Origin of the sequence: Bradyrhizobium sp. 191 (assembly GCF_023100985.1) — a bacterium.
Lineage (GTDB): Bacteria > Pseudomonadota > Alphaproteobacteria > Rhizobiales > Xanthobacteraceae > Bradyrhizobium > Bradyrhizobium diversitatis.
In genome coordinates, this window is record NZ_CP064692.1 from 581883 (window position 1) to 596195 (window position 14313).

Consider the following 14313-nt stretch of genomic DNA (forward strand, 5'->3'; position numbering starts at 1 on the left):
GTCCGAAAGTGAGGGAATTAAGCCATTTCGGACGGGAGGGCACCATGACATCCTGCCGGCGTCAAGCTCGCAATTGGAGGATATTTCGATGTCGTCACCGCTCCAGATTGGTCTCTTGGTGTTTCCGCGCGTCACCCAGCTGGACTTCACCGGTCCCCTGCAGGTGTTCGCCATGGTTCCCGGCGTAAAACTGCACCTGATCTGGAAGCGGATCGAACCGGTGCCGAGCGATTCCGTGATGACGCTGACGCCGACCACGACGTTTGCGGACTGCCCTCAACTCGACGTGATCTGCGTGCCCGGCGGCGCCGGCACCAACGACCTGATCGACGACGAGGAGGTGCTCGACTTCCTGCGCAGACAGGCCGACGGCGCCAAATACGTCACCTCGGTCTGCACGGGCTCGCTGGCGCTCGGCGCCGCAGGCCTGTTGAAGGGCTACCGCGCCGCCACCCATTGGAGCGCGATGGACATGCTCGCCCAGTTCGGCGCGACGCCGACTAAGACGCGCGTCTGCATCGATCGCAACCGCATCACCGGCGGCGGCGTCACCGCCGGCATCGATTTCGCGCTGACGCTGGTATCGATCATGATCGATCGCACGACGGCGGAAGCGATCCAGCTCCAGATGGAATACAATCCGGCCCCGCCGTTCAATTCCGGCTCGCCGGACACCGCTTCCGCCGAGGTGAAGGCGTTGCTGAAGGAGCGCGGCGCACAGAACCAGGCGCGGCGGCTCGAAGCGGTCAAGCGCGCGGCTGAAAGGGTGATGTAGCGCAGGCCGATACTCTCGTGTCCCGGACGCGCCGCACCGCGTAGCGATGCGGCGCAGAGCCGGGACCCAGCAAGCCACACGGACCGCTGCAACATCGGCCCCGGCTCTGCAGCGCACCGCTGAACCGGACGACGCTTCGCATCGCCGGGGAAGCGCTGCGCTGCGTCCGGGGCACGAGACCTTCGCAAGCCCCCCAAAAGAAAAAGGCCGCCCGGTTTCCCGAGCGGCCCTTCCTGTCTTACGGCGGCTGCACATTCACATCGGGCGATTTCGGAGCTTCCAGACCGGGGGCCTATCTCCCGATCGAGTCCTGGTCGGCGGCCGCTGCATTTCGGGACAGTCGCGAGCTGTTGCCCGAACCGAACGCGATGGTCTCCCATCACCGTAAGATGGGATCATTGAGCCGCATCGCCCGCGTCAATGCAACGTCGGCGCGAGCGGCATCCCCGCTGTTCCCGTTGTCCACAGCAGTGCGGCGCGGATGCATATGCATCCGCTTCGAACGATGGCAGTTCGCGGGTGGGTGAAAAGGCTAGCCGGGCGTCCAGGGCTGGTAGTCGCCGGTCGCCTTCGGACGCCGGCCGCTGGCAAGCGTGGAGCCGGAGGGACGATACGCCTTCGCCGTGCCGGTGAGGTTCGGCTGGTGCGGCTTTTCCCACTCGCGCGGCTGGTAATTGGCCTCGGTCGGAGGCACGTCGACGACGTGATGAATCCAGCCATGCCAGGACGGCGGAATTCGGCTCGCCTCCGCGTAGCCGTTATAAATCACCCAGCGCCGCTCAAAACCGAGGGTGGGATCGATCGCCCCGCCGCGGGTGCGGTAGTAACGGTTGCCCTGCTCGTCCTGGCCGACCAGCTCCCCGTACCGCTTGGTCCAGAGCTGGGTGCCAAAAGTCTGGCCATTCCACCAGGTGAAGAACTTGAGGAAGAATTGTTTCATGCGGCAAGGGCCCTGCTTCGTCGGGTCCTGATGCCATCCGGGCAACGAAATGTCCAGTTCGGCAGGTGCGTGGGTCTCCTCCCCAATCCGGCTACCGAGCAGGCCCCTGCCGCAAAGCGGTCGCGATTCATTCATGCCCGGTACAGCGGCCGCGCGAGAGGCTCCGTTCGCGCGCAAACCGGCGTGATCCCAAGGAACCCCCGCGCTTTCATAGGGTTTGCTTTCCGGGAAAGGAGTTTAACTATGAGCAGTCTGAAAATCTTGAGTGCCGCCGCGGCGGTGGCGCTGGTTGTTCCCTTTGCCACACCGAGCTTTGCCCAGCGTCCCGGAGTGGGCGGGGGCGGCGGCGGCGCCCATGTCGGCGGTGGCGGCGGCGGTGGCGGCGGCGCTCACTTCGGTGGCGGCGGTGGCGGCGCGCGCATGGGTGGCGGTGGCGGCGGCGCTGCGTTTGGCGGCGGTGGCGGCAATTTCGGGGCCGGCGCCGCGGTACGTCCCAGCGGAGGCGGTTTCGGCGCCGGCCCTGCAATGCGTCCGAGCGCTGGCAGTTTCGCGGCCGGCACTCCGATGCGTCCGAGCGGCGACCGCTTCGTAGCCGGCGCGACGCCCCGTCAGTCCTTCTCGCCGTCCTTCGGCGGCACCCGCAGCGTCGCAACTGCGGGCAACTGGCACGGTGGAAGCAACTGGCGCGGCCGTCACTGGCATCATCATCGTCGCGGCGGCTTCTGGCCGGGCTTCGCGACCGGCGTCGCAGTTGGCGGCCTCGGCTCGTATGCCTATTATGGCGGCTACGGCGGCGGCTACGGCTATTACGATGATCCCTACTACTACGGCAGCTACTATGACGAACCGTCGGTCGCGGTGGTGCAGGATGGCGGCGGCGATTCTGCCTATTGCGCGCAGCGCTTCAAATCATACGACCCGGCTTCCGGCACCTATCTCGGGTACGACGGCCAGCGGCATCCCTGCCCGTAAGCAGACCGCCAAGGCCTGAGGCTGAAGGCGCCGCAGCGATGCGGCGCCTTTCTCGCGGCCGGCGTATCCTCACCCGCTTCGATTTCCGTCCTGCTCGCCCGTCCGAGGACACCGACGGCCGGAGGCAAGCGGACCTTTATGCACTGCGCCGTGCATATCCTTGGGGGACCAATCCAAAATTGACCGGACATACGATTCGCGGATATCACCAAAGGCAGTGGGGACTTCGATCACCTGGGAAGTGTCATGCCGCGTGTTCTCGTGGTTGATGACGATCCGATGGTCGGCGCGACCATCGAGGTCCTCCTGCAACGTCAGGGCTTCGACGTCACGCTGGCCGACGGCGGCGAAACGGGACTGGCTGCGCTGGAATCGCAGGCCTTCGACGTGATGCTGGTTGACATCTTCATGCCGCATATGCGCGGCTTCGAATCCATCCGCATCTTTCACGAGCGCGCGCCGACCACTCCGCTGATCGCGATGTCGGGCTACGCCTTCGCCTCATCCGCATCGCCCTCTCCCGATTTTCTCCGCATGGCGCTGGAGCTTGGCGCAACGCGCTGCCTGCGCAAGCCGTTCACGCCGGAAGCGCTGATGACCACGATCCGGGAATGCCTCGCCGGCGCAGGCGAGAGCGCACAGCCGAAGGACAAGAAAGAAGCCCCTTGATTCCAACGCAGCGCGTCATTTTCGGTGCTGGACTTGCCATCCTCCTGATCATCGCCGCGGCCTCGATCGCCCTCGACGTCAAGTCGCGGTCCGACGCGGCATGGGTCAACCATACCGCGCAGGTGCAGAAGAAGATCTCGGATCTGCGCGTGCTGCTGCGCCGCGCCGAGAGCGCTGCGCGCGGCTACGAGCTCTATCGCACCCCGGGCTTCAGCGATGACTTCCAGGCGGTGCACGCCAGGATCGCGCCGGCCCTCGCCGACCTCAAGCGCGACGTGCGCGACAGTCCCGATCAGGTCGCGCTGCTGGAGGACACCGAGCCGCTGGCGCTGCGCCGGATGGAGATCGCCGCCACGGCGATGCGCCTCCGTGCCGAGAACGACCAGGCCGGCATTGCCGCGCTCAACAGCAGGGCCGAGGGCCGCGGCCTCATGGACACGGTGATGGCCAATCTCGACCGCTTGAGCGCGGAGGAAGAGCGCCTGCTCGCCGAGCGATCCCGGGATTCGCGCCGCACCGGCATCGCGCTGCTCGGTATCGACGTCGCCGGCGCTGTGCTGATCCTGCTCCTGGTCGCACTGGTGATGCGCGAAAGCCGGCGAACCACGGGTGAGCTCCAGAGCTCGCTCGAGCAAACACAGGCCGCCAAGACGGCGCTCGAGGCGGCGGTGGCGGAGCGGACCGAGCACCTGGTCACCGCGCATGACGAGCTGCGCCTGTCGGTCAACGTGCTCCAGAGCACGTTTCGCAGCATGGCGGAGGCGGTGCTGGTCATCGACGACGAGGGCAATGTCCTTCTGTCCAATCCGGCCGCCGAGCGCATGCTGTTGCATCGCGCCGGCATGAACCTGAGCAACCTGCGCGCGCTGTCCGATGTATTTCACGGCGACGGCGTCACGCCGCTCGAGGCCGACGAGCTGCCATCGACGCGCGTGCTGCGCGGCGAGCAATTCGAAGAGCTGGAGATGATCGTCCGCCCGTACAGCGGCGATGCTCCCCGCCATCTCATGATCAGCGGCCGGCCGATGCGGGACGGGCAAGGCAATGTTTCGGGCGCGGTGCTGGTCTATCACGATGCCACGACCTCGCGCGAGACCGAGCGGCAGCTGCACCAGTCGCAGAAGCTGGATGCGATCGGCAAGCTCACCGGCGGCGTCGCGCACGACTTCAACAACATGCTGACCGTCATCTCCGGCAACACCGAGACGCTGGTGGAGAGCCTGAAGGACCAACCCGAGCTCCAGCGCACGGCACGGCTGATCGACGACGCCGCCGAGCGCTGCGCCGAGCTGATCCAGCATCTCTTGGCGTTTGCGCGCCGGCAGCCGCTCGAGCCGCGCAACGTCGAGATCAACGCCGCGATAGCGGACATCGCAAAGCTTCTGCGCCCCACCCTCGGCGAGCAGATCCAGATCGAGACCGTGCTGGAACAGGGGCCGATGACGACGCATATCGATCCGTCCAGGCTGACCAATGCGGTGCTCAACATGGCGATCAACGCCCGCGATGCCATGCCGAACGGCGGCAAGCTGCTGCTCGAGACCCACCGCGTGGTGCTGGACGAGGCCTATGCGCAGGCCAATGCCGACGTGACGCCCGGCCCCTATATCATGCTCGCGGTCAGCGATACCGGCACCGGCATGTCGGTGGAGATCCAGCAGAAGGCGTTCGAGCCGTTCTTCACCACCAAGGAGGTCGGCAAGGGATCCGGCCTCGGCCTCTCCATGGTCTACGGCTTCGTCAAGCAGTCCGGCGGACACATCAAGATTTACAGCGAGGAAGGCCACGGCACCACGATCAAGCTCTATCTGCCGCCGGGCGAAGGCACGGCAGAGGTGGCAGCCGGCATCGCGCCGCAGGCCGAAGGCGGCGCCGAGACCATCTTCGTGGTCGAGGACGACCCGCTGGTGCGCAACTTCGTCACCACCCAGCTCCAGAGCCTCGGCTACAAGACGGTGGCCGCGCCCGACGGCAAAGCCGCGCTGGAATTGATCGGGGCCGGCCAGAAGTTCGATCTGCTGTTCACCGACGTCGTCATTCCCGGCGGCATGAGCGGCCGCGAGCTCGCCGAAGAAGTGGCCAGGCGCCGGCCGGGCGTGAGGGTGCTCTACACCTCCGGCTACACCGACAACGCGATCATCCATCAAGGCAAGCTCGACGACGGCGTCATGCTGCTGACCAAGCCCTACCGCCGCAACCAGCTCGCCGAGATGATCCGCAAGGCGCTGAACGGTGGAAGGATAGCGACGAGCTAGCGCGTGAACTGCCGAAGTCGCTCGGCAGTCACACGATCGATGAGTTCGAGGGCACTGGCTCAGGATGTGAGTTCCAATTGTCCTCTTGAGACGCCGTAGTTCGCCCGGACCCGCGCCAGAGGTGTTCCGACACGGCGCTATGCAGCGAGTGGGGCCGTTTCGATCCGGATCGGTCGGTCTCAAGCAAAAATCAAGCCCATCTCAAGGACAAATCGTCTCATCAGCCCAGTCTCTGAGCGTGCTCTCGGCGACAAATGTTGGAGTCGGTGTCGCGACATTCCGCTTGCGGAGCGCGATACCGAGCGCAGTCAGCAGATGCACAGCTACGATTTTGGTCTGCGGCCGAAATTGACGGCGCAGCTTCGACAGGTGCTCGCATGGAAAGACGAGAGTTCATCTTGTTGATTGGTGGAGGGCTGGTATGGCCTGCGATCGCACGGGCGCAGGGCGGAGCCAAGCTGCATCGTATCTTCTGGGTCTCGACCCAGGCCGAACCGGATCCCTTCCTGGACGGCTTTCGCGAGGGAATGCGCGCGCTGGGTTACGTTGAGGGCAGGACGGTAACCTTCGAGACGCACTATGCCCCCGAAAATCCGCAGGCCCTGCGGAAGATCGTCTCCGAGTTGCTGCGAGGAGATGTCGACCTTGTGGTCTCGAGCGGTCCGGCGACACGTGTCATGACTGCAATCACCGACGTCCCCGTGCTGTTTGCATTGAGCGGTGACCCCGTCGCTCTGGGCGTTGTGAAGAGCCTTGCGCACCCCGGCACCAATTTCACCGGCAGCACATTCCTGTCGCTCGAGCTGGCAGGAAAGCGCGTCGAGCTGCTCAAGGACCTTTATCCAAAGCTGCGAAAACTGGCGGTCCTCTCGAACACGGATCATCCGGGAGAGCCACTGGAATGGCGTGCGACTTTGGAGTCGTGCCGGAATCTCGGGATTGATGCAGCCTACGTCCCCTTCTGCGGCGCTCGCGAAATCGAGAATGCGTTGATGGCTGCCGCCAAGGTGGACGCGGATGCCCTCCTCGTGTTTCCCGATGCTGTGACGCTGGTGCATCGTGCGAGGATTGCGGAGCTTGCAATCGCGCACCGGCTGCCTTCGATGTTTGGCTGGTCTGAATATTGTGACGCTGGAGGTCTCTTGAGTTACGGGGCAAACCAGCGCACGACCTATTTCCGGCTTGCCACTTATGCCGATCGCATCCTGCGCGGTGAAAATCCGTCAGATCTTCCGGTGATGCGTCCCGAGAAGTTTGAACTGGCAGTAAATCTGAAAACAGCCAGGCTTCTGGGGATCGACCTGGATGTGTCGTCGATCCTGTTTCGCGCCAGCAAGGTGATCTCCTGAGACAGTCATGACGGACGGTGCTGCGCAGTCCTCTTCGTGTACGATGCCTCCGCGTCGTTCGCTGTTCTGCAAGTACTTCGCGACGTTGTTTGTCGCTGCGGTGGTGCCTCTGATACTCGGCGCGGCGATCGAGGCTTCTTTCGGTTACCGAGACCAGCGCCGCCAGATCAGCGCGGTGCTGCAGGCCGATGCTCGCGCGGCGTCCGACAGGATCGAGGCGTTCACCGATGGCATCCGAGATCAGCTGGGTTGGATGGTGCAGCTTCCCTGGTCTGCCGGAGACGATGCGCAACATAAGATCGATGCCTTGCGCCTCCTGCAGCAGGTGCCTGCAATCGTTTCGGTTTCGCTTCTGGATGAGACCGGTACCGAACGGGTCTTTGTTTCCAGGCTGCTTCTGAACAGGACCGGTCGCGGCATTGATATGTCTACGGATCCCGCTGTTCTGGGCGCACGCGGCAACAAAGTCTGGTACGGACCGGTTCAGTACCAGCGAGATTCAGAGCCCTATATGAGGGTCGCGGTTGCCGGGAGCCTGCCTGCCGCAGGGGTTGCGATCGCCGAGGTCAATCTGAAGCTGATCTGGGATGTCATCGCAGCCATTAGAATTGGCGAGACCGGCTACGCCATAGTTGTCGATGATTCCGGTCATCTGATCGCACATCCCGATATCAGTCGGGTCCTGCGCGGCCGCGCCAGTTCGAGCAGTTTTGGCCGGATCAAGCATCTCGTCAGTGCGGCGAGCGGAGCGGCCGTGATAACCGGGGAGCGAGGCAACCCGGTAGTGGCGCTATCCGTTCAGGCTGCCGATTTGGGATGGACGGTGATCGCGATGCAGCCAACATCGGAAGCCTTTGCATCAATTCGCGCGGCCCTGTGGCGATCCTCAATCCTCATTGGCCTTGGTGTTCTTATCGCGCTGTCGCTCGCCTATTGGCGCGCGCACAGAATGTCCGGCCCGATCAAGCAACTGGAAGAGGGCGTGGAGCGGATCAGAGCCGGACAATTCGAGCATCGCATCAAGATCTTTAGCGGTGACGAGTTTCAGCAACTGGCGTTGCGCTTCAATGAAATGGCTTCTGAACTGGCGATCTCACAGCAGAAATCTGCGCGGATCGAACGGCTGAAGCAGTTCTTGCCGTCACAGGTCGCCGAATTGGTCGAACATTCTCATGAATTGCTCGAAGCGCGGCGACGTGAAGTGGCCGTCATTTTTGGTGACCTACGCGGCTTCACGGCGTTCTCCACGCGCAACGAACCCGACGTCATCATGGCCGTCATGCGAGAGTACTACGCGGCCGTCGGCGCCGTGACGACTCGTCACGAGGCAACGCTCATCGGCTTTGATGGCGACGGAGTCATGCTCCTGGTCAATGCCCCGATCGCATGCGAACAGCCGGCAACTCAAGCGGTCCGACTCGCGATCGACTTGCAAATGACGGTGCAGTCCCTTGCCGGCAGATGGTGTGACGCCGGCCACGCGATCGGCTTTGGTGTGGGCGTTGCCATGGGACCGGCAACGGTGGGCACGGTTGGCTATAACGGTCGGCTGGACTACACGGCGATGGGAGCGGTGGTGAATTTGGCGTCGCGGCTCTGCAATCTCGCGAAGGATGCGCAGATCCTGGCTGATCCCACGATCGCTGGAAAGGTAAGGGATAGCGTTCCGTTGGCATCGCTCGGACAGCGGAACATCAAAGGCTACGACCAGGCTCTCGAAGTCTTTGCTGTCGCACCTGCTGACCTCTCGTGGAAACCGCCGGGCTCGGCACAACGCGGGCGAGAGAAAGAGCTTCAGGACCACTGATACCCCGGCGTCCGGACACCTAGCGCGGAATGGCTTTATCACGCTTCTACCGCGTCGCCAGCACCACGGCGGCCAGCGTGAAGACCAGCGCCGCGATCTGCCCTGCCCCGAGCGGCTCGCCCAGCGCGATCGCCGAGGCGACGACGCCGATGACCGGCACCGCCATGGTCCCGATCGCGGCGACGGAGGCCGGCAGGCGCGCCAGCGCCGCGAACCAGCTGACATAGGCGATGCAGAACTGCCCGACGACCGAATAGACCAGAAGCCACCAGCCGAGCGGCGTCACGTTGGACAAATGTGTGGTCTCGATCAGGAGGCCGACGATCGAGATCGGCAGGCAGCCGATCCCGATCTGCCAGGCCGCCGCCGAGAGCGGCGGCAGGTGAATCGGGTATTTCTTCGAGAGCACCGTGCCGAGGGCGAAGCCGAATGCGCCGGCGAGCACCATGATGATGCCCGGCAGCTTCGAAGCGCTGGCGGCAAAGCCGTTGCCACCCATGATCGAGGCGAGCCCCGCGAAGGCCAGCACCAGCCCGAGCGTACGCAGGACCGTCGGCCGCTCCCCCAGCACCGGCCAGGCGATGATGGAGGCCCAGACCGGCATGGTATAGGCGATCAGCGCCGCCTCGCTCGCCGGCAGCCAGAGCAGCGCCAGCCCCATCAGCACCATCCAGCCGGTGACATTGAGCACGGCCGCGGTCAGCAGGCGCGGCCAGATCGCGCCCTCCACCCGCAGGCTTTGCCGGCGCATCACCGCGAGCAGCGCCAGCAGCACCGCCCCGAGCACGCCGGTCACCCCGCGCAGGGTCAGCGGCGGCAGCTCGGCCAGCAGGAATTTCGTCACCGGCCAGTTGAAGCCCCAGCCGATCGAGGTGATCGCAAGGAACATCAGGCCGGCCGGGGCGATGCGCGGCCGCGCATCCCGGCGAGTCGAATCATGCATGTGGGCAATCCGGCAAAATCTCGCGGTCAGCTTGGCCCGGATTCGCGGGCCGAACCACCGTCCCGGCGGGCATGCCTGCCCTCACCTTCCGTAGGGCTACGTGAGTCCCCCTGGCGCAATCCCGGTCCGGAAAAATATACCTGCCCTGTGAACAGCGGGATGAAGCCTCCGCAGCTCGCCGGATACGAATTTTTTCGGTTGGGAATCTCTGAGGACTCACTGATACTTGGCTCCACAACAGGCGCGGCGAAGACCCCTGTTATCCCCCACAATCCACCATATTTAGTATTTGATTCAGGAACTCGCACTAGTTCTTGACGGGCGCAACGGAGAGTCCTAGCTTTCGGTCCGTTCGGCGCGAGTGAGTTTGCGTCCCGCCGGCACTCCCCCAAAGGGTCCGCAAGACTGCACTCCGCCAAGCCAGACGAAGGCAGCGGGATGAGGGCTTGTCTGCCCTCGACATGCGGACTCCCCGGGGGCGCCGGAACGGGCCGGCAACAGGCTCGGAAGGTAGACTTCGCGGTGGTGCCGAAGTGACACCTGCGTGAAGTGAGAGAAGTAGCGGCGTTGTGGGGCGTTGAACGCATGTCGCGCACATCCCCTTGGGGGCGGATGGGTGTGGACGTGCCGGCGGGATGATCGATGCACGCATCGACGTCGCGCCGGGAAAAAACAGGGCCGGATCCACCGGCTGAACTGCGGTGACCGAAGGCCGGACGGCCGGAAGGCGCCGCGAAACGAAATGTCGACCCGGCACGCCCTCAACGAGGGGCGGGACCGGTCAAAGATTAAGGACGGGGCAAGACCATGCGGATTGAGCGGCGCCACACCACTTCGGGACAGTCACCTTATGCGGGAATCGAATTCCGCCTGACCACGTCGGAGATTCGCAATCCCGACGGCTCGGTCGTGTTCAAGCTTGAGAATGTCGAGGTGCCGGCCGAGTGGTCGCAGGTCGCCTCCGACGTGCTCGCCCAGAAATATTTCCGCAAAGCGGGCGTTGCGGCGCGCCTGAAGAAGGTCGAGGAGGAATCCGTCCCCTCCTTCCTTTGGCGCTCCGTGCCCGACACCGATGCCCTCGCCGCTCTCCCCGAGAAGGAGCGCTATGTCAGCGAGCTCTCGGCCAAGCAGGTGTTCGACCGCCTCGCCGGCTGCTGGACCTATTGGGGCTGGAAGGGCAAGTATTTCTCGTCCGACGACGATGCCCAGGCCTTCTACGACGAGCTCCGCTACATGCTCGCCATGCAGATGGTCGCGCCGAACTCGCCGCAATGGTTCAACACCGGCCTGCACTGGGCCTATGGCATCGACGGCCCCGGCCAGGGCCATTATTACGTCGACCCCTTCACCGGCAAGCTGACCAAGTCCAAGTCCGCCTACGAGCATCCGCAGCCGCATGCCTGCTTCATCCAGGGTGTCGGTGACGACCTCGTCAACGAGGGCGGCATCATGGACCTCTGGGTCCGCGAGGCCCGCCTGTTCAAATACGGCTCCGGCACCGGCTCCAACTTCTCGCGCCTGCGCGGCGAAGGCGAAAAGCTCTCCGGCGGCGGCCGCTCGTCCGGCCTGATGAGCTTCCTCAAGATCGGCGACCGCGCTGCGGGTGCGATCAAGAGCGGCGGCACCACGCGCCGCGCCGCCAAGATGGTCGTGGTCGACGTCGATCACCCCGACATCGAGACCTATATCGACTGGAAGGTGAAGGAGGAGCAGAAGGTCGCCGCCCTCGTCACGGGATCCAAGATCAACCAGAAGCACTTGAAGGCGGTGCTGAAGGCCTGCGTGAACTGCGAAGGCTCGGGCGACGATTGCTTCGACCCCGAGAAGAACCCTGCCCTGCGCCGCGAGATCAAGCTGGCGCGCCGCAGCCTCGTGCCCGACAACTACATCAAGCGCGTCATCCAGTTCGCCAAGCAGGGCTACAAGGACATCCAGTTCGACACCTACGACACCGACTGGGACAGCGAAGCCTACCTCACGGTATCAGGCCAGAACTCCAACAACTCGGTCTCGCTGCGGGACGACTTCCTGCGCGCGGTCGAAACCGATGGCGACTGGAATCTGACCGCCCGCACCTCCAAGAAGGTGACGAAGACGCTGAAGGCGCGCGACCTCTGGGAGAAGATCGGCTACGCCGCCTGGGCCTCGGCCGACCCGGGCCTGCACTTCAACACCACGATGAACGACTGGCACACCTGCAAGGCGTCCGGCGACATCCGCGCCTCCAATCCGTGCTCGGAATACATGTTCCTGGACGACACGGCGTGCAACCTCGCCTCGGCGAACCTGCTGACGTTCTACAACACCGAGACCAAGCGCTTCGACGTCGAGGGTTACGAGCACCTGTGCCGGCTCTGGACCATCGTGCTGGAAATCTCCGTCATGATGGCGCAGTTCCCGTCCAAGGCGATCGCCGAGCTCTCCTACGAGTTCCGCACGCTCGGCCTCGGCTACGCCAATATCGGCGGCCTCCTGATGACCATGGGCCTGCCCTATGACAGCAAGGAAGGCCGCGCGCTCTGCGGCGCGCTGACCGCCGTGATGACCGGCATCACCTACAAGACCTCGGCGGAGATCGCCTCCGAGCTCGGCACCTTCCCCGGCTACAAGAAGAACGCTCAGCACATGCTGCGCGTGATCCGCAACCACCGCCGCGCCGCGCACGGCCAGTCCAACGGCTATGAAGCGCTCAGCGTCAACCCGGTGCCGCTCGACCTCGTCTCCTGCCCGCAGCCCGACCTCGTCAGCCACGCCCAGGCGGCCTGGGATGCGGCGCTCGAGCTCGGCGAGACGCACGGCTATCGCAACGCCCAGACCACTGTCATCGCGCCGACCGGCACGATCGGCCTCGTCATGGATTGCGACACCACCGGCATCGAGCCCGACTTCGCCCTGGTGAAGTTCAAGAAGCTCGCCGGCGGCGGCTACTTCAAGATCATCAACCGCGCCGTGCCGGCCGCGCTGCGCGCGCTCGGCTATCGCGAGAGCGAGATCGCCGAGATCGAGGCCTACGCCGTCGGCCACGGCTCGCTGGCGAACGCCCCCGGCATCAACGTCACCACGCTGAAGTCCAAGGGCTTCACCGATGAGGCCATCGCCAAGGTCGAGAAGGCCCTGCCGACCGCCTTCGACATCAAGTTCGCCTTCAACAAGTGGACCTTCGGCGAGGATTTTATTCGCGACCAGTTGGGCATTGGCGCTGAAGCCATTGCCGCGCCGGGCTTCGATCTCCTTCAGGCCGTCGGATTTACAAAACGCGAGATCGAGGCGGCCAACGTCCACATCTGCGGCGCGATGACGGTGGAAGGTGCCCCGCACCTCAAGGCCGAGCACTATCCGGTGTTCGACTGCGCCAACCCCTGCGGCAAGATCGGCAAGCGGTACCTCTCGGTCGAGAGCCACATCCGCATGATGGCAGCTAGCCAGCCCTTCATCTCGGGCGCGATCTCCAAGACCATCAACATGCCGAACGACGCCACGGTGGAGGACTGCAAGTCCGCCTACATGCTGTCGTGGAAGCTCGCCCTGAAGGCCAACGCGCTCTATCGCGACGGCTCCAAGCTCTCCCAGCCGCTCAACTCGCAGCTCATCAGCGACGACGAGGACGAGGACGATGCGGTCGAGACCCTCTACGAGAAGCCGATGGCCGCGCGCGCGGCCCAGGTCTCGGAGAAGATCGTCGAGAAGCTGGTCGAGCGCATCATCGTGATGCGCGAGCGCGAGAAGATGCCGGACCGCCGCAAGGGCTACACCCAGAAGGCGGTCGTCGGCGGACATAAGGTCTACTTGCGCACCGGCGAATATGACGACGGCCGTCTCGGCGAGATCTTCATCGACATGCACAAGGAAGGCGCGGCGCTCCGCTCCTTCATCAACAACTTCGCCATCGCGGTGTCGCTCGGCCTGCAATACGGCGTGCCGCTCGACGAATATGTCGACGCCTTCACCTTCACCCGCTTCGAGCCGGCGGGCCCCGTGCAGGGCAACGACAGCATCAAGTACGCGACCTCGATCCTCGACTACGTCTTCCGCGAACTCGCGGTGAGCTACCTCTCCCGCTTCGACCTCGCCCACGTCGATCCCAACGAGACGGGCTTCGACGCGCTGGGCAAGGGCGTCGAGGAAGGCAAGGAGCCGGACGAGGACAGCGGCCACCACGCGACCAAGCTGGTCTCGCGCGGCCTCACCCGCTCCCGCACCGACAATTTGTTCGTGATGCGCGGCGGCTCGACCGCGGTCAGCCAAGGCAACGACAGCGCTCCCTCAGGCGGCAGCAAGGTCACGGCGATGGCCTCGCATGGCGCGAGCGCCCGCCTCAGTGACGCCCTCGAAGGCGCCGTCGCCCTGAAGCAGGAAGCGAGCCACGATCTGTCGCCGACGGAGAAGCTCGAGCAACTCCAATGGAGCAAGGCCGGCACCGCGCAAACGCTCGTCCCCACCAAGGCCGAGCGCCGCGCCGAAGCCAAGGCCAAGGGCTACGAGGGCGAGATGTGCTCGGAGTGCGGCAACTTCACGCTGGTGAGGAATGGGACCTGCATGAAGTGCGATACGTGCGGCAGCACGACGGGGTGTAGCTGATACCAACAGCGCAAGCCGCCTGGAG

General features: G+C 64.5%; 9 protein-coding genes. 7 read left to right on the forward strand and 2 right to left on the reverse strand.

Features of this window, described 5'->3' with window-relative positions; all coding sequences use genetic code 11:
* Positions 1 to 88: 88 nt before the first annotated feature.
* Positions 89 to 775 (forward strand): DJ-1/PfpI family protein, encoded by a 687-nt coding sequence (locus tag IVB23_RS02685; RefSeq protein WP_197967935.1) that lies wholly within the window; start codon positions 89 to 91, stop codon positions 773 to 775.
* 532 nt (positions 776 to 1307) lie between these two features.
* Here IVB23_RS02685 and IVB23_RS02690 read toward each other — a convergent pair.
* Complete coding sequence (locus IVB23_RS02690) at positions 1308 to 1715, reverse strand: NADH:ubiquinone oxidoreductase subunit NDUFA12 (RefSeq protein WP_061876590.1); 408 nt, start codon at positions 1713 to 1715, stop codon at positions 1308 to 1310.
* 243 nt (positions 1716 to 1958) lie between these two features.
* On the opposite strand from IVB23_RS02690, the gene IVB23_RS02695 reads away from it, so the two are divergent.
* From IVB23_RS02695 to IVB23_RS02715, 5 genes are all read left to right on the forward strand, one after another.
* Positions 1959 to 2687 carry a BA14K family protein gene (locus IVB23_RS02695; RefSeq protein WP_061876589.1) on the forward strand — a complete coding sequence of 243 codons (729 nt, stop codon included), beginning with the start codon at positions 1959 to 1961 and terminating at the stop codon, positions 2685 to 2687.
* Positions 2688 to 2933: 246 nt separating this feature from the next.
* Positions 2934 to 3356, forward strand: a complete 423-nt coding sequence (locus IVB23_RS02700) for a response regulator (RefSeq protein WP_061876588.1) — start codon at positions 2934 to 2936, stop codon at positions 3354 to 3356.
* On the forward strand, positions 3353 to 5611 hold the full coding sequence (locus IVB23_RS02705; protein WP_247802402.1) for a CHASE3 domain-containing protein: 2259 nt from the start codon (positions 3353 to 3355) through the stop codon (positions 5609 to 5611). Before IVB23_RS02700 ends, IVB23_RS02705 begins: the two co-directional genes overlap by 4 nt.
* A 377-nt stretch (positions 5612 to 5988) precedes the next feature.
* Positions 5989 to 6960: an ABC transporter substrate-binding protein gene (locus IVB23_RS02710; RefSeq protein ID WP_247802403.1), complete on the forward strand. Its 972-nt coding sequence runs from the start codon at positions 5989 to 5991 to the stop codon at positions 6958 to 6960.
* A 7-nt stretch (positions 6961 to 6967) separates the two neighbouring features.
* A complete protein-coding gene (locus IVB23_RS02715; protein ID WP_247802404.1) occupies positions 6968 to 8767 on the forward strand; it encodes an adenylate/guanylate cyclase domain-containing protein in 1800 nt (599 codons plus the stop codon).
* 46 nt (positions 8768 to 8813) lie between these two features.
* Here IVB23_RS02715 and IVB23_RS02720 read toward each other — a convergent pair whose 3' ends face one another.
* Complete coding sequence (locus IVB23_RS02720; RefSeq protein WP_061876584.1) at positions 8814 to 9710, reverse strand: DMT family transporter; 897 nt, start codon at positions 9708 to 9710, stop codon at positions 8814 to 8816.
* Positions 9711 to 10517: 807 nt separating this feature from the next.
* Between IVB23_RS02720 and IVB23_RS02725 the strand changes: the two genes are divergently transcribed.
* Positions 10518 to 14288, forward strand: a complete 3771-nt coding sequence (locus IVB23_RS02725; protein WP_247802405.1) for a vitamin B12-dependent ribonucleotide reductase — start codon at positions 10518 to 10520, stop codon at positions 14286 to 14288.
* Positions 14289 to 14313: the final 25 nt, after the last annotated feature.

Bases quoted from the DNA above. Each gene is read 5' to 3' on its own strand.
- IVB23_RS02685 (WP_197967935.1), top strand. From the start codon at position 89: ATGTCGTCACCGCTCCAGATTGGTCTCTTGGTGTTTCCGCGCGTCACC.
- IVB23_RS02690 (WP_061876590.1), bottom strand. From the start codon at position 1,715: ATGAAACAATTCTTCCTCAAGTTCTTCACCTGGTGGAATGGCCAGACT.
- IVB23_RS02695 (WP_061876589.1), top strand. From the start codon at position 1,959: ATGAGCAGTCTGAAAATCTTGAGTGCCGCCGCGGCGGTGGCGCTGGTT.
- IVB23_RS02700 (WP_061876588.1), top strand. From the start codon at position 2,934: ATGCCGCGTGTTCTCGTGGTTGATGACGATCCGATGGTCGGCGCGACC.
- IVB23_RS02710 (WP_247802403.1), top strand. From the start codon at position 5,989: ATGGAAAGACGAGAGTTCATCTTGTTGATTGGTGGAGGGCTGGTATGG.
- IVB23_RS02715 (WP_247802404.1), top strand. From the start codon at position 6,968: ATGACGGACGGTGCTGCGCAGTCCTCTTCGTGTACGATGCCTCCGCGT.
- IVB23_RS02720 (WP_061876584.1), bottom strand. From the start codon at position 9,710: ATGCATGATTCGACTCGCCGGGATGCGCGGCCGCGCATCGCCCCGGCC.
- IVB23_RS02725 (WP_247802405.1), top strand. From the start codon at position 10,518: ATGCGGATTGAGCGGCGCCACACCACTTCGGGACAGTCACCTTATGCG.